Genomic DNA, 15170 nt, shown 5'->3' with positions numbered 1-15170 from the left:
AGTGCGGTCGCGTACGGTTAACCGCACCTGGACTCGTTCACGCCTCACTGACGCACACCCTTCTTCATGAACATGAACACGCCCCTCTCATGAACAGGAGACCGAAGGTGCCGGTCCTCCCCGGAGCCGAGCCGTACCGCCACGAGGGCGGGGAGGTCGGAGTTCTCCTCTGCCACGGCTTCACCGGTTCCCCGCAGTCGCTGCGCCCCTGGGCGGAGTATCTGGCCGAGCGCGGCCTCACCGTGTCGCTGCCGCTGCTGCCCGGGCACGGCACCCGCTGGGAGGACATGCAGCTCACCGGCTGGCAGGACTGGTACGCGGAGGTGGACCGCGAGCTGCGCGCCCTGCGCGAGAGCTGCTCGCAGGTCTTCGTCGCGGGCCTGTCCATGGGCGGCGCGCTGGCCCTGCGGCTGGCCGCCAAGCACGGCGACGCGATCAGCGGCGTCGTGGTCGTCAACCCCGGTATCAAGGTGCACGGCCTCGCCGCGTACGCCCTTCCGGTCGCCCGCCACCTGGTGCGTACGGCGCCGGGTATCGCCAGCGACATCGCGAAGGAGGGCAGCGAGGAGGTCGGCTACGACAAGGTGCCGCTGCACTCCGCGCACTCGCTGCGCAATTTCTTCCGGCTGGTCGACCGCGAGCTCCCGCAGGTCACCCAGCCGCTCCTGCTGTTGCACAGCCCCCAGGACCATGTGGTGCCGCCGGCCGACTCGGCCCGTGTCCTCAGTCGCGTTTCCTCGGCCGACGTGACGGAAATCCTGCTGGAACAGAGCTACCACGTCGCGACGTTGGACCACGACGCGGACCGGATTTTCGAGGAGAGCTTCACGTTCATCGGCCGGCTCGCACCCAGTGTCGGCAAGCAGGCGTCCGACACGGGCCGGGTGAGCGAGCAGGAAGGGACGGCCACAGGTGGCTGAGCACGACTCCGACCGCGAGGGCCTCGAACCGGACGAGCAGGGCGTCCCGTTCGACGAGGAGGCCGCGTGGGCCGCGATCGTCGCCGGATACGGCGACGAGCCCAAGGATCCGCCGGGCGCCAAGCCGTTCAAGTCGATCGAGGACCTGGCGCTGCTCGACCCCGAGAAGAACGACGAGCAGCCCAGGGCCAAGGAGCAGTCCCCCAACGGCAAGGACGAAGGCACGGAGGAGCCGCCGCCCGCCAAGCCGCTGGGCAGCTCCGTCTCCTTCGCGCCCGGTGTCGGAGGTCCCCGTGACTACAGCGCGCCGGACGCCTCCGAGGAGGACTTCGACGAGGACGACGAGGGCCACTTCGTGCCGCCGGAGCCGCCTCCGCTGCCGGCCGCCGACACGACGGCCAAGTTCGCCTGGCTCGGGGTGATCGGCGGCCCGATCCTGCTGCTGCTCGCGGTGCTGCTCGGCTGGGACATGACCTGGTGGCTCGCGACCGTCGGCATCGGCGGCTTCCTGGGCGGCTTCGGCACGCTGGTGATGCGGATGCGGACGGACGACGAGGAGGGGGACGACCCCGGGCGCGGGGCCGTCGTCTGACGCGCGGGGATTCCGCGGGCGGCCGGCTCGCGGGCACGTGTGCGGGGATTCTGCGGCAGGCCAGGACCGGGAAGTGGTCCGTGGCCGCCCTCAGGCAGTGCCTCTCAACGCCCCCGCACTGCTCGGCCCGGTGGGCCTCAGGGGCTTCGGGCGGCTGCGCCGGACTCCGCCCGGCGGCTGTGGTTCAGGGCGCGGGCACGCGCACCGCGGCCAGCACGGGGAAGTGATCCGTCGCCCTCCTGATGTCGGCCTCCTCCACCCCCGGCAGCCCCAGCGGCACCCCGCAGCCCAGTACCTCGACGCCCGGTGTCGCGAAGATCGCGTCGATACGCTGGAAGGGGTTGCCGGGGGTCCAGGTGTACTCCTTGCCCCAGGGTGAGGTGGCCCAGCAGTCCTGGAGGTCCTTGGCCAGCCGGGTGAACGTCCGGCCGCCTGGTCGGTCGTTGAGGTCGCCGCCCGCGATCGCGTGGTCCACGCCCAGACCGGCCAGCCGGTCGAGCAGCATGCCGCCCTGGTCGTAGCGCTCGTCGTCACGGAGGCTCAGGTGACAGCTGAGGACGCCGAGCCGGGCGGCGCCGAAGCGGACGATCGCGGTTGCGAAGCCGCGGCGGTGTTCGCCGGGGGTGAGCGGGAGGAGTACGTCCTCGGTGCGTTCGACCGTGGCGCGGAGGGAACAGAGCAGGGCCGGGCCCGCGGCGGTGCCTCCGCCGGAGAGGACGACCAGGTCGGACGCGGAGGCCAGGCGGGCGAGCTTCTTGCGCCAGCGGAAGAAGCGGGGGGCTTCCTGGATCAGGACGAGGTCCGGGGCGCAGGCCCTGATCACCCGGGCCAGGGCGGCGGTGTCGTCGCGCATCGAGCGGATGTTGTAGCTCAGGACGCGGACGATCGCGGAACCGTCGGATTCGGTGCGGGAGTTGGGGAGCGGCGCCATGTGGATCAATTTACGCGGGGATGGAGAGGACCGCGCGCCCAATGTCCGGCGACGTGAGGTTCGTGGGCGACTGCCGGTCGGATGTGGCTGGTCGCGCGCACGCGGCGGTAGCCGCACATCGGCTACCGCCGCGCGCCCCTGAGAGCAGCGCGCCTCACATGATCGGGTCCGGCTCCCTCGCCAGGTCCGCGGCGCCGACCATGCCCGCCTTGTTGCCCAGCTGGGCGGCGATCACGTCGGCCACCGGGCGCCAGTTGCCGCCCACCAGCCAGCGCTTGTAGGACTTGCGGATCGGGTCGAGGACGAGTTCGCCCTCGTCCGAGAGGCCGCCGCCGACGATGAACGCGGAGGGATCGAAGAGGGAGGCCAGGTCGGCGAGACCGGCGCCGGCCCAGCGGGCCAGTTCGCGGTAGGAGTCGACGGCGACCGGGTCGCCCTGCCGGGCGGCCATGGAGATGTGCTTGCCCTCGATGCCCTCCGGGGTGCCGTCGCCGAGGCCGAGCAGCACCTCGGCGGCCTCGGGGGTGGCGTTGGCGCGCTGCTTGGCGTAGCGGACGAGGGCGCGGCCGGAGGCGTACTGCTCCCAGCAGCCCTGCGAGCCGCACCCGCACAGCAGGCCGTCCGGGACCATGCGGATGTGGCCGAACTCGGCGGCCACCCCGAAGTGTCCGCGGCGCAGCTTGTTGCCGATGATGATGCCGCCGCCGAGGCCGGTGCCGAGGGTGATGCAGATGACGTTGCGGTGGCCCTTGCCGGCGCCGAACTTGTACTCGCCCCAGGCCGCGGCGTTCGCGTCGTTCTCCACGACGACGGGGAGGCCCACGCGGGCCTCGACCTTGTCCTTCAGCGGCTCCTGGCGCCAGTCGATGTTCGGCGCGAAGTAGACCGTGGAGCGCTGGCGGTTGACGTACCCTGCCGCGCCGATGCCCACGCCCACGATCTCGTGCCCGGCGCGCGCTCCGTCGACGGCGGCGGCGATGGCGTCGACGATGCCCTCGGGCGTGCCCGGGGTGGGCACCTGGTGGGTCGACAGGATGTTGCCTTCCTCATCGACCACGCCGGCCGCGATCTTGGTGCCGCCGATGTCGACGCCGATGGTGAGTCCCATGAATCCCTCAGTTTCGGTCGAGCCCCGCTACGGCCCACCGTACCCGAGGGGCCGACGTCGGATTCGCGACGTCGGTCCTGAGGACGGGACCGTCACCACCGTGCGGACGGGACGGCGGCGGCGGACCCTCGGGACTGGCTAGTCGAGGTCGATGCGCTCCCCGGGGCCGGAGTCGTCGCCGGGGTCGCGCAGTTTCTTCAGTTCGCTGTCGCGGGCCGTCCAGCGCTGTTCCTGGGCCTGGACGGCGGAGCGGTAGGCGGCGAGGAGTTCGCCGCCGGCCGCCGCGAGGTGGTCGAAGACGTCCGGGTTGCGTTCGATGACGGGCTCGACGGCGGCCTTGGCCTGCTGGACGACCTGCTTCACCACCTGCTGGGCGGCCGGTCCCGCGACCTGGCCGAGCAGCGGGGACTGGAGGCCGGACAGCTTGTCCGCGACGGTGTCGACGAGCTTGCGCAGTTCCTCGGCGGCCGAGCCCGGGGGCGGGCCGTACTGGGTGCGGCGGCGGGCCTTCTCCGCCGCGAGGTCTTCGGCGGCCGCCGTCGCCCAGGCGTCGGCGTCGGTCGCCCGCACCTCGTCGAGCGCCTCTTCCTTGCCGGCGTCGTACGGGGGGAGCTCTTCGCTCATGACGGACTCCTGACTACGGTTCGTCTCTACGACGTTACCCGAATGGGCGTACGTGCTTCACGTCTCCGCACGCACCAATGCTCACCTTCCCTGCGGCCACAGACCCGGGTCGGGCGTGAAGCGGATACGCAGCTCGCCCTCGCGGAGTGCCGCGCCGGCCACGGTGCAGCGGCGCAGGGCCGAGGGCAGGGGGACGATACGGCGGAACTGCCCGACGGTGACGACCAGTTCGTCGCCGCGGCGGACGAGGTCCAGCTCGTCCCGTATCGCGCCGGGCAGCGGGATGTGCCAGACCAGGACGCCGTCCTCGGCGAGCTCGTCGGTCACGGGCCACCCGACCGTGGAGCCTGTCTGGTTGACACCGGGCACGGCGAGGGCGGCGAGGTCGTCGGTGCCGCGCGGGTCGTGGCCGAGGTGGCGGACGGGACAGCAGTCGTACGTGCCCTGCCACTCGTCCAGGGTCTTGCGCTGCTGGACGCCCAGGGCGGCGAGCCAGGTGTCCTCGACGGACTCGGGCAGCACCCGGTTGGCGACCAGCGCGTCCGGGCGCAGGCCGCGCAGGGCGAGGGCGAGACCGGCCGCGCGGACGGCGTCGGCGCCGGCCGGGCCGGGTTCGGCGACCAGGCGTACGGAGGTGTCGCGGTCGGCGAGGACCGCCTCGACCGCGGCCAGTTCCACGTCCCAGCGGCCCGCCGTGTCGTAGAGCCACTCCGAGGGCATCGGGACGCCGGCGAGGCGGCCGAGGACCGGGCGCAGGGCGCGGGCCGCCTGGCGCTCCGCGGGGAGGAGGCGGCGGAGGTAGCGGCGGAGTTCCTCGGGGAGGGCGAGGAGGGCGAGGGCCTGGGGGGTGGGCGGGAGGTCGACCACGAGCAGGTCGTAGGCCTCCGACAGGGCCGCGTCGCGCAGGGCGCGGAGCAGGGCCAGTTCCTCGGCGCCGGGGAGGGGGGTGAGTTCCTCCGGGTCCAGCCGTGCCGCGCCCAGGAGTTCGAGGGCGGAGGAGGCCCGGGTCTGGAAGGCGGTGAGGTCCGTGCGGAACGACTCCGTGGCGTCGGGGCGCCAGGCGGTGAGGTGTTCGCTGACGTGTACGGGGGCCGCTCCTGTCGGCACGCCCAGGGCCGCGCCGAGGGTGTCGGCCCGGTCTGCCCCCAGGAGCAGTGTCCGGGTGCGGGCGCCTGCGGCGGCTTGTGCGGTGGCGGCGGCGATGGTGCTGCGGCCGCTGCCGCCTGGGCCGGTGATCAGGAGGGTGCGCATGTTTGTGAACGGTAGTCGGTCGGTGGGGGTGGGCGCCGTTGCCGGGGGCTCCGCCCCGGGACCCCCGTCGGCCCTGAAGGGGCCTCGTCCTCAAAAGCCGGACGGGCCGGTATCGGCGGCCTGTGTCGAAAAGGCGCCGGACGGGCTGGATGACGCCGACCCGCACTGCGAAGGGAAGCCCCCTACTTCTCCCCCGACTCCACCCGCTTCTTCAGCCCCGCCAGCGCCCGGTCGATGATGACCTTCTCGGCCTTGCGCTTGATCATGCCCAGCATGGGGATCTTGACGTCCACGGTCAGCAGGTACGTGACCTCGGTGGCTCCCGCGCCCTTGGGCTTGAGGATGTACGAACCGTCCAGTGAGCGCAGCATCTGGGACTTGACGAGGGTCCAGGAGACCTCGTTGTCGCCGGTCCAGGTGTAGGCGAGGACCTGGTCGTCCTTGATCGCGCCGGCGTCCATGACGAGCCGGACCTGTTCGGCGCGGCCCCGCTCGTCGGTCTTGAGGACGTCCGCCTCCTTCACCTCGCCGGTCCAGTCCGGGTAGCGGGCGAAGTCGGCGATCACCTCCATGACGTCGGCCGGTGCCGCCTCGATCGTGATGCTCGAACTGGTGTGTTCCGCCATCGCTGTGGCTCCTCCAGATGCGGACCGGCAGGGCGTCGTCGTCGTGCGCTTGTGCGTGCAGCGTGAAGGCTACCTCCCCGCCAACCCCCTTACCGCACCCCCTACCTGCGGACTTCAGGGGCGGTCGGCAAGGGAGTCACCATTCCAGCGCCCAGGGCTTGCCGCTCCCCGCGAAGTGGCCGACGTTCACGCACTCGGTCGCCCCGATCCGCATCCTGCGCACCAGCGGCTGATGGACGTGGCCGAACAGTGAATAGCGGGGTCTGGTGCGGCGGATGGCGTCCAGGAGAGCCCGGCTGCCGCGCTCGAAACGGCGCGCGACGGTGTCGTAGACCAACTCGGGGACCTCGGGCGGGATGTGGGTGCACAGGATGTCGACCTCGCCGACGGCCTCGATCTTGGCGGCGTACTCCTCGTCGCTGATCTCGTACGGGGTGCGCATGGGGGTGCGCAGGCCGCCGCCGACGAAGCCGAACGTCCAGCCGCCGATCTCCACGCGTTCGCCGTCGAGCACGGTGGTTCCGGGTTCGGCGTACTCGGGCCACAGGGTCGGCATGTCGACGTTGCCGTAGGTGGCGTACGTCGGGATGGGGAACGCGGCGAACATCTCCGCGTACTGCTTGCGGACCGCCTTCTCGATGAGGGCCGCGCGGTCGCCGCCGACCGTGCTCCAGAGGCGGGCGCCGAGTTCGCGGGCCTCCTCGAAGCGGCGGGCGGTGCGCAGCTCGACCAGGCGGTCGGCGTTCGCCTCGCCGAACAGTTCGGGGAAGATCCCGCGCGCGTGGTCGGCGTAGTCGAGGAAGAGGACCAGGTCGCCCAGGCAGATCAGGGCGTCGGCACCCTCGCCGGCTTCGGCCAGGTCACGGGCGTTGCCGTGCACGTCGCTGACCACATGTACGCGCGTCCGGGAGTTACCGGATGGTGTGGGTGCCATGACGATCAAGCGTAGGCGTGTGCGGCAAACGTGAACAGTGGCGGCCTCGCTTGCCGTTACTGGCCAGTCAAGAAAGGGGTGGACTACTGTGCGCGAGGAAACACCCATCTGTGTGACGCAGCGAACATCTCGCCGGACCCCCCTGTCGTAGGAGCCATACCGGCGGGTAACGTCCGGGCAGTCCAGTCGTGCTCAGGATTTCAATCATCCGGTCCTGACGCACCTGCCCGAGCCTTGGACCTGACCGTCGCATCACACAACGTCGTGGCGCCGGCGCCCTATGAGGAGCAGCAGTCTTGCGCGAGTTCAGCCTTCCGGCTTTGTACGAGGTCCCTGCGGACGGCAACCTGACCGACATCGTCCGCAGAAACGCCGCGCAGCACCCAGATGTCGCCGTCATCGCCCGCAAGGCGAACGGCGGCTGGCAGGACGTGACCGCCACGGTCTTCCTCGCCGAGGTGCACGCCGCCGCCAAGGGGCTCATCGCCTCCGGCGTCCAGCCCGGCGACCGGGTCGGGCTGATGTCCCGCACCCGCTACGAGTGGACGCTGCTCGACTTCGCGATCTGGTGTGCGGGCGGGATCACCGTGCCGGTGTACGAGACCAGCTCGCCGGAGCAGGTGCAGTGGATCCTCTCCGACTCGGGCGCCACCGCCGTGATCGTGGAGCAGGACGGGCACGCCGCCGCCGTCGAGTCGGTGCGGGCGCAGCTGCCCGCGCTCAAGCACGTCTGGCAGATCGACGCCGGCGCCGTCGACGAGCTGGGCCGGGCGGGCAAGGGCGTCTCGGACGCGACCGTCGAGGAGCGCAGCTCGCAGGCGAAGGCCGACGACCCGGCGACCATCGTGTACACCTCGGGTACTACGGGTCGCCCCAAGGGCTGTGTGCTCACCCACCGCAGCTTCTTCGCCGAGTGCGGCAACATCGTGGAGCGGCTGCGCCCGCTGTTCCGCACCGGAGAGTGCTCGGTGCTGCTGTTCCTGCCGCTCGCGCACGTCTTCGGACGGCTGGTGCAGATCGCGCCCATGATGGCGCCGATCAAGCTGGGCCTGGTCCCGGACATCAAGAACCTCACCGACGAACTCGCCTCGTTCCGGCCGACGTTGATCCTCGGTGTGCCGCGCGTCTTCGAGAAGGTCTACAACTCGGCGCGCGCCAAGGCGCAGGCGGACGGCAAGGGCAAGATCTTCGACAAGGCGGCCGACACCGCGATCGCGTACAGCCGCGCGCTGGACACGCCGTCGGGGCCGTCCCTCGGTCTGAAGATCAAGTACAGGACCTTCGACAAGCTCGTCTACAGCAAGCTGCGCGCGGTGCTCGGCGGGCGGGGCGAGTACGCGATCTCCGGGGGCGCTCCGCTGGGTGAGCGACTCGGGCACTTCTTCCGCGGGATCGGCTTCACCGTTCTTGAGGGGTACGGGCTGACCGAGTCCTGTGCCGCCACGGCCTTCAACCCGTGGGACCGTACGAAGATCGGTACCGTCGGGCAGCCGCTGCCCGGCTCCGTCGTGCGCATCGCGGACGACGGCGAGGTGCTGCTGCACGGCGAGCACCTGTTCAAGGGGTACTGGAACAACGAGGCCGCCACGGCCGAGGCGCTCGCGGACGGCTGGTTCCACACCGGGGACATCGGCACCCTCGACGAGGACGGCTACCTCAGGATCACCGGCCGCAAGAAGGAGATCATCGTCACCGCGGGCGGCAAGAACGTCGCCCCGGCCGTGATCGAGGACCGCATCCGCGCGCACGCGCTGGTCGCGGAGTGCATGGTCGTCGGGGACGGGCGGCCCTTCGTGGGCGCGCTGGTCACCATCGACGACGAGTTCCTGGGCCGCTGGGCGGCCGAGCACGGCAAGCCGGTGGGTTCCACCGCGGCGTCGCTGCGCGACGACCCGGATCTGTTGCAGGCGATCCAGGACGCCGTCGACGACGGCAACGCCGCGGTGTCGAAGGCGGAATCGGTGCGGAAGTTCCGCATTCTGTCCTCCCAGTTCACGGAGGAGTCGGGCCACCTGACGCCGTCCCTGAAGCTCAAGCGGAATGTGGTGGCGAGGGACTACGCGGACGAGATCGAGGCCATCTACCAGAAGTAGAGGGCCAGTTGGGTCAGGTGTCCTCGGCGAGGACCCGTTCCATCGTGCGCTCGGCGAGCGCGGTGATCGTGACGAACGGGTTCACGCCGATGTTGCCGGGCACCAGCGAACCGTCCGTGATGTACAGCTTCGAATACCCCTTCACCCGGCCGTAGTTGTCGGTCGCCTTGCCCAACACGCAGCCGCCCAGCGGGTGGTAGCAGAAGTCGTCCGCGAAGGTCTTGCTGGGCGTGCCGAACAGGTCGGAGCGGTAGACCGTCGCGTTGGCCGAGTTGATCCGGTCGAACAGCTTCTTCGCCATGGCGACCGAGACCGCGCTCTGGGCCGCGGTCCAGCCCAGCTTCACCGTGCCGCTCGCCGAGTCGTAGGTGAACGAGGCCCGTTGGGGGTTCTTGGTGATCGCCAGATAGAGGCTCACCCAGGTCTCGAACCCGATCGGCAGCGGCGCGATCTCCGCGAAGACCGGGTTGTCGGTGTTGGACCAGTCGTCGATGCCCATGACCGGCATGGTCGCCTGGTTGGCGCCGGTGGTGTCCCAGATGTGGTTGGCGCGGCCCACCATGGTGTTGCCGTTGGGTCCCCAGCCCGCCCCGACCGTGGCGTCCAGCGCGGGCAGCGTGCCGGTGTCCCGGGCGCGGACGAGGAGTTCGGTGGTGCCGAGACTGCCGCCGCCGAGGAACAGATAGGTACAGCTGTACTGCTTGGTCTCGACGACCGCGCCGGTGTTGTCGATCCGGTCGACGGTCAGCAGGTACGACCCGTCAGCGGCCCGCGTGACGGCCTTCACCTTCTCCATGGTGTGGATGGTGACCTTGCCGGTGCCGAGTGCCGAGGCGAGGTAGGTCTTGTCGAGGCTCTTCTTGCCGTAGTTGTTGCCGTAGATGACCTCCTGGGCGAGCGCCGACTTGGTGGCGGTGCCGGCCGCTTCCTGCTGCATGTACCCGAAGTCGTAGACGTTGGGCACGAAGGTGGTCGTCAGACCGGTGTTCGTGGCGGCCTTCCGCGAGGTGCGGGTGAACTGGTACCACTCGGTCGACTCGAACCAGGTCGGGTCGACGGTGTTGACGCCGAGCATGGTGCGGGCGCGCGGGAAGTACGTGCTGTACATCGCGGTGGCGTCCACGGTGGGGAACTGCTCGGTGAAGTACGACTGGCGCGGGGTGACCGCCATGCCTCCGTTGACCAGCGAGCCCCCGCCGACACCGCGTCCCACGTACACGGACATGCTGTCGTAGTGCACACGGTCCAGGACGCCCGGGTACGGGGTGATGTCCTTGTTGACGACGTCCAGCCAGAGGAAGCTCGCGAGCGGGGCCTCGGTGCGGGTCTTGAACCACATCGACCGCTGGTCCGGGTTGGCGGTGTTGCAGAAGATCTTGCCGTCGGAGCCTGGGGTGTTCCAGAGCCTGCCCATCTCCAGGACGAGGGTGGTGATGCCGGCCTGGCCGAGGCGGAGGGCGGCGACCGCGCCGCCGTAGCCGGAGCCGACGACGATCGCGGGGGCGGTTTCGACGGCCGCGGGTGCGACCGCCTGCGCCGACTGGAGGCCGATTCGGGTGAGACCGGCCGCTGCGGCGGTCTGGAGGGCGATCATGCCCAGTATTTGACGTCTCGTCAGCTGATGCTGCGTCAGTTTTGCTGTCATGCGCGCAGCATGTGCGGATTATTCGGTTCCGCCTAGAGGTACTGCGCAGTATGGATCGGACCTTTGGCGCAGCTTTTGACAGACGGCTGCTACAGCAGTGCCCGGAGCCTCTCCGCGAGTAGATCCCAGCGCCACTTCTCCTCGACCCAGCTCCGGCCCCGCTCCCCCATGGTGCGGCGCAGCTCCGGGTCCCCGAGCAGTGCCACGATCCGGTCGGCGGCCTCCTCCGGGGACCCGCCGCGCACCACCCATCCGGTCTCGCCGTCCAGCACCGCGTCGGGCGCTCCGCCGGAGTCGCCTGCGACGACGGGCAGCCCGGTGGCGGACGCCTCCAGGTAGACGATGCCGAGCCCCTCGACGTCGAGCCCGCCGCGCCGGGTCCGGCAGGGCATCGCGAAGACGTCACCGGCGCCGTAGTGCGCGGGCAGTTCGGCCCAGGGCACGGCCCCCGTGAAACGCACGGAGTCGCCGACGCCCGTCTCCCGCACGAGCCGCCGCAGATCCTTCTCGTACGGTCCGCCGCCCACGATCAGCAGCACGGTGTCGGGCTGCCGGGCCAGGATGCGCGGCATGGCGAGGATCAGCGTGTCCTGCCCCTTGCGCGGCACGAGTCGCGAGACGCACACGACGACGGGCCGGTCGGTGAGCCCGAGCCGCGCCCGCACCTCGGCACCGCCCGACCCCGGATGGAAGACCTTCTCGTCGACCCCCGGCGGCAGTTGGACCATCCGCGCCGCCGCCTCCGGACTCAGCGCAGCGGCGATCCGCGAGCGCGTGTACTCCCCGAGGTAGGTGATCGTGTCCGTCGACTCCCCGATGCGGTGCAGGAGTTGACGCGCGGCGGGCAGCTGCGCCCACCCGGCCTCGTGCCCGTGCGTGGTGGCCACCAGCCGCTCGGCACCGGCCTTCCGCAACGCCGGCGCCATCAGCCCGAGCGGTGCAGCCGCCCCGAACCACACCGCCGTACACGCGTGTTCACGCAGCAGCCCGACGGCTGTGCGGGTCGCGGCGGGCGTCGGCAGCAGCATGGTCGTCTTGTCCCGTACGACCGTGAAGGGCTGCTCGGCGTCGAAGGCGGCGGTCGCCTCGGCGCCCTCCCGGCCGCGCTTCCAGGTCGAGGCGTAGACGACGAGCCGCTCGGGATCGAGGCGCAGCGCCATGTTGTGCAGGAAGGCCTGGATGCCCCCGGGCCGGGGCGGAAAGTCATTGGTCACGATCAGGGTCTTGCGCACGCGGCCGACCTTACCCGGGGTGGGTTCACAGCTCGGCACGGCCGCGCTTCATGGCCATCGCACAGCGGCTCGGGAGAACATGTGGCCCTCACCCGGCAGGCACGGCACGGAACAGGGGCTCAGGTGGAGATCGCGGGCGCGAGACGGCGGCTGGCAGCGCTGCTGGGGTCCTGGGGCCTGACCCGGATCGTTCTGCTGCTGTTCGTCTTCAAGGTGTTCGTGTTCCCCGGCCCGGACGTCACCAGCGATGTGTCGGTGATCTACCAGGGCTGGTACGAGACCCTGCGGCACGGCAGCTTCCCGCTGGACGACGTCACCTGGCAGTACCCGCCCGCCGCCGCCCTCCCGATCCTCTCCCCCGCCCTGCTGGGCTTCCTCGACTACGCGTCGGCGTTCTTCGTCCTCGCCTGCCTCGCCGACCTCGCGGTCCTGGCCCTGCTCCTGTACACGGGCCTGCGCCCGGGCCGGACGCTCCGCGGTGCCTGGGTGTGGGTGGCGGGCGTCCCGCTCCTCGGCCCGACCGTGTACGCGCGCTACGACGTGCTGGTCACCGCCGTCGCCGTGGCCGCGCTGCTCGCCGGTGCGCGGCACCCGCGGGTGATGGGCGCCCTGGTGGGCTTCGGCGCCCTGCTGAAGGTGTGGCCGGCGCTGCTCCTGCTGGGCGCGGTCAGGCGCCGGGCGTGGGGCGCGGCGGCGGTGACGGTCGTGGTGGTCGCCTCGGTCTTCGCGGTGTCGATGCCGGGCGCGTTCGCCTTCCTGACCTTCCAGCGCGCGCGGGGCACGGAGGTGGAGTCGCTGGGCTCCCTGGTCTTCCATGTGGCCCGGCACTTCGGCTGGCAGGGCCAGGTGCTCCTGAACTACGGCTCGGTCGAGTTCGTCGGCCCCTACGTCAACTGGGTCAGCACGGCCGCCCTCGGCCTCACCGCGATCGCCTTCGGCTGGCTGATGCTGTGGCGCCTGATGGCGGCCCGCTTCCTCCCGCACACCCTCGCGGACGCGGCCTTCGTGGCGGTGCTGATGTTCACGGTCACCAGCCGGGTGATCAGCCCGCAGTACGTCGTCTGGCTGATCGGCCTCGCGGCCGTCTGCTCCTGCTTCCGGGCCAGCCGCATGAAGCTCCCGGTCGGTCTGGTGCTGGCGGCGGCCTTCGTGACGGTCCTGGAGTTCCCGGTCTGGTTCGCCGACGTGGTGGCCAGCGACAACCTCGGCATCGTCCTCCTGCTCCTCCGCAACGGCCTCCTGATCGCGGCGGCGCTCACCGCCGCCCGCGAACTGTGGCGGGCGTCGGTCACCTGGGCGGACGTACCCCCGCTCCCGAGTCAGGCCACCCGCTCGAAGACGACCTCGGCCTCCTCCTGACGCAGGGCCCGTCCTGCCGGTCACGCGGCGGGCGACACGCACTCCCCCATCGCATCGTCCTCCGAGGGCCGAGGTCACGTGCTCCCCCGCCGTGCAGCCGCACACACCGCCCCCTGCCCGTCGGCGTCGAGGGGGCGCCCGTCCTTCCCGGCAACCCGGTCCGCCGAACGGGCACCGCCCCGCCGGAACAGCACCGCCACCGCCGTGCACTGCACGCCTATCGAGAGCGCCATCGCCAGACACACACCGGGCAGTCCGAGCCCCGACAGGCCGTACGCAAGCGGGAGTTGGACCGCCGTGCCGAGCACGGTGACCCGGAGCAGCGCCGGTGCTCCCCCGCTGCCCTCGAAGACCCCGCCGAGCGCGATGAAGCAGGCCATCAGCAGCAGGTAGGGGCCGACGCAGCGCAGGAACAGGGCGCCCTCGTGGGCGACTTGGGGCCCGGTGCCGAAGGCGGCCATGATCCAGGGGGCGGTGCCGCAGAGCAGGACGGCCGCCGCCACGCCGACCGTGCCGGACACGAGCATCGCCTGCCGCCCGATCTCCCGCCTCGCGTCCTCGCCCATCCCCCGCAGGTGCGCGGTGTGGATGGAGGCGGCCTGCCGCACGGAGTAGAAGGCCATCGTCGCGACGTACAGGACCTTGTAGCCGATGGCGTACGCGGCCACCGCCGACACCCCGATCCGCGCCACGATCGCGACCAGCACCAGCGCACCGCCCTGCCGCACGGTGAAGTCGGCGGACATGGGCAGACCGGTGGCGAACGTGCGGCGCAGGGCGGCGGAGAGGGGTTCGGCGGGCACCGGCTCTCCGGGGGCGGGCCGAGCGGGTACGGGCTGAGCAGATGCGGACTCGCCGGGTGCGGGTCGAGCGAGGCCGGCCTCCGGAGGGCCGAGCTCGCCGGAAGCCGCATCGGCGGAAGCAGACACTACGGATGCGGGCCGAGAGAAGACAGCCTCCCCAGGACCGGGCTCGACCACAGCGAACCCACCGGAAGCCGCATCGGCGGAAGCACACTCTGCGGATGCGGGCCGAGAGAAGACAGCCTCCGCAGAACCGAACTCGACGACAGCGGACTCGTCGCAAACCGGTTCGGCGGAAGCGGACTCGCCGGAAGTGGGCTCTTCGGAGGCAGGTCCGGCGGGAGCGGACTCGGCGAGGCCGGGCTCGGCGGGGGCGGCCCCCGCTCGCAACACGGCGTTGCGGCGCAGGGCGCGCAGTCCCACCCCCAGCGCGAGCACCCGGCACAGCACGGTCGAGGCGGCGGCGCCCCGGACGCCGTAGAGGTGGATGAGGAAGGGGTCGCAGACCAGGATCAGGCCGTTGGCCAGGAGGGCCAGGCGCATCGGGGTTCTCGTGTCGCCGGCGCCCTTGAGGATGCCGTCGACGAGTTGCTGGGCGTAGAAGACGGCGATGCCCGGCAGGGAGATCGTGAAGTAGGCGACGGCGAGCGGGAGTTCGGGCCCGGCGCCGCCCAGGAGCAGGCGGGAGAGAGGGGCGCGGAGCAGGAAGCCGGCCGTGACGACCGCCGGGGTGACCAGTGCGCACAGGGCCCAGCCGCCGCGGACCGCCGAGCGCAGCGCCGCCGGGTCGCGGGCTCCCCTCGCGTGGGCGACCAGCACGGTCGTCCCGGAGGCGAAGACCAGGGCGATGCCCAGCAGCACGTTCTCGGTCCCGGTCGCGACGGCCACCGCGGCGACGGCCGGGCCGCCGAGCCGGGCGACCCAGACGGTGTTGATGATCCCGGCGGCGACGGAGGCGAGGAGCGAGAGGTAGACGGGGTGGGCGAGCGATATGAGCTGCTTGCGATGACTGTTCACGGCGACCGGACCCCCTCGATACGAGCTACCTCTAT

At 71.3% G+C, this 15170-nt stretch carries 13 protein-coding genes; 4 read left to right on the top strand and 9 right to left on the bottom strand.

Going from position 1 to position 15170, the window contains the following annotated elements; all coding sequences use genetic code 11:
* The first annotated feature begins 107 nt into the window (after nucleotides 1–107).
* Nucleotides 108–920, top strand: coding sequence for an alpha/beta hydrolase (locus ACWDEW_RS08420; protein ID WP_450511375.1), 813 nt, complete (start codon nucleotides 108–110; stop codon nucleotides 918–920).
* A complete protein-coding gene (locus ACWDEW_RS08415) occupies nucleotides 913–1512 on the top strand; it encodes a hypothetical protein (protein WP_450510809.1) in 600 nt (199 codons plus the stop codon). Before ACWDEW_RS08420 ends, ACWDEW_RS08415 begins: the two co-directional genes overlap by 8 nt.
* A 184-nt stretch (nucleotides 1513–1696) precedes the next feature.
* On the opposite strand, the gene ACWDEW_RS08410 is transcribed toward ACWDEW_RS08415, so the two are convergent.
* From ACWDEW_RS08410 to ACWDEW_RS08385, 6 genes are all read right to left on the bottom strand, one after another.
* Nucleotides 1697–2443 (bottom strand): endonuclease/exonuclease/phosphatase family protein, encoded by a 747-nt coding sequence (locus ACWDEW_RS08410; protein WP_450510807.1) that lies wholly within the window; start codon nucleotides 2441–2443, stop codon nucleotides 1697–1699.
* A gap of 154 nt (nucleotides 2444–2597) precedes the next feature.
* The gene (locus ACWDEW_RS08405; protein ID WP_450510805.1) at nucleotides 2598–3551 is read right to left on the bottom strand and encodes an ROK family glucokinase; all 954 of its coding nucleotides are present in this window, start codon (nucleotides 3549–3551) and stop codon (nucleotides 2598–2600) included.
* A 138-nt stretch (nucleotides 3552–3689) separates the two neighbouring features.
* The gene (locus tag ACWDEW_RS08400) at nucleotides 3690–4175 is read right to left on the bottom strand and encodes a DUF5304 family protein (RefSeq protein WP_450510804.1); all 486 of its coding nucleotides are present in this window, start codon (nucleotides 4173–4175) and stop codon (nucleotides 3690–3692) included.
* 81 nt (nucleotides 4176–4256) lie between these two features.
* A complete protein-coding gene (locus ACWDEW_RS08395; protein ID WP_450510802.1) occupies nucleotides 4257–5426 on the bottom strand; it encodes an ArsA family ATPase in 1170 nt (389 codons plus the stop codon).
* Nucleotides 5427–5608: 182 nt separating this feature from the next.
* Entirely contained in the window at nucleotides 5609–6052 is a 444-nt protein-coding gene (locus ACWDEW_RS08390) for an SRPBCC family protein (RefSeq protein WP_450510800.1), read from the bottom strand.
* A 136-nt stretch (nucleotides 6053–6188) separates the two neighbouring features.
* On the bottom strand, nucleotides 6189–6944 hold the full coding sequence (locus tag ACWDEW_RS08385) for a metallophosphoesterase family protein (RefSeq protein WP_450511373.1): 756 nt from the start codon (nucleotides 6942–6944) through the stop codon (nucleotides 6189–6191).
* Nucleotides 6945–7282: 338 nt separating this feature from the next.
* Here ACWDEW_RS08385 and ACWDEW_RS08380 point away from each other — a divergent pair, with 338 nt between their 5' ends.
* The gene (locus ACWDEW_RS08380; RefSeq protein ID WP_450510798.1) at nucleotides 7283–9079 is read left to right on the top strand and encodes an AMP-dependent synthetase/ligase; all 1797 of its coding nucleotides are present in this window, start codon (nucleotides 7283–7285) and stop codon (nucleotides 9077–9079) included.
* Between the two features lie 13 nt (nucleotides 9080–9092).
* Here ACWDEW_RS08380 and ACWDEW_RS08375 read toward each other — a convergent pair whose 3' ends face one another.
* Together ACWDEW_RS08375 and ACWDEW_RS08370 are read right to left on the bottom strand one after the other, a co-directional pair.
* Entirely contained in the window at nucleotides 9093–10724 is a 1632-nt protein-coding gene (locus ACWDEW_RS08375; protein WP_450510796.1) for a GMC oxidoreductase, read from the bottom strand.
* 89 nt (nucleotides 10725–10813) lie between these two features.
* The gene (locus ACWDEW_RS08370; RefSeq protein WP_450510794.1) at nucleotides 10814–11956 is read right to left on the bottom strand and encodes a glycosyltransferase family 4 protein; all 1143 of its coding nucleotides are present in this window, start codon (nucleotides 11954–11956) and stop codon (nucleotides 10814–10816) included.
* 123 nt (nucleotides 11957–12079) lie between these two features.
* Between ACWDEW_RS08370 and ACWDEW_RS08365 the strand changes: the two genes are divergently transcribed.
* Nucleotides 12080–13315 (top strand): glycosyltransferase 87 family protein, encoded by a 1236-nt coding sequence (locus ACWDEW_RS08365; protein WP_450511371.1) that lies wholly within the window; start codon nucleotides 12080–12082, stop codon nucleotides 13313–13315.
* Between the two features lie 74 nt (nucleotides 13316–13389).
* Here ACWDEW_RS08365 and ACWDEW_RS08360 read toward each other — a convergent pair whose 3' ends face one another.
* Nucleotides 13390–15135, bottom strand: coding sequence for an MATE family efflux transporter (locus ACWDEW_RS08360; protein ID WP_450510793.1), 1746 nt, complete (start codon nucleotides 15133–15135; stop codon nucleotides 13390–13392).
* Nucleotides 15136–15170 lie beyond the last annotated feature (35 nt).

It is taken from the genome of Streptomyces sp. NPDC001100 (assembly GCF_053598575.1).
Note: the sequence above shows the minus strand (reverse complement) of the source record. Positions and strands in the feature narration are given on the sequence as shown.

Bases quoted from the DNA above. Each gene is read 5' to 3' on its own strand.
- ACWDEW_RS08390 (WP_450510800.1), bottom strand. From the start codon at position 6,052: ATGGCGGAACACACCAGTTCGAGCATCACGATCGAGGCGGCACCGGCC.
- ACWDEW_RS08405 (WP_450510805.1), bottom strand. From the start codon at position 3,551: ATGGGACTCACCATCGGCGTCGACATCGGCGGCACCAAGATCGCGGCC.
- ACWDEW_RS08395 (WP_450510802.1), bottom strand. From the start codon at position 5,426: ATGCGCACCCTCCTGATCACCGGCCCAGGCGGCAGCGGCCGCAGCACC.
- ACWDEW_RS08410 (WP_450510807.1), bottom strand. From the start codon at position 2,443: ATGGCGCCGCTCCCCAACTCCCGCACCGAATCCGACGGTTCCGCGATC.
- ACWDEW_RS08400 (WP_450510804.1), bottom strand. From the start codon at position 4,175: ATGAGCGAAGAGCTCCCCCCGTACGACGCCGGCAAGGAAGAGGCGCTC.
- ACWDEW_RS08375 (WP_450510796.1), bottom strand. From the start codon at position 10,724: ATGACAGCAAAACTGACGCAGCATCAGCTGACGAGACGTCAAATACTG.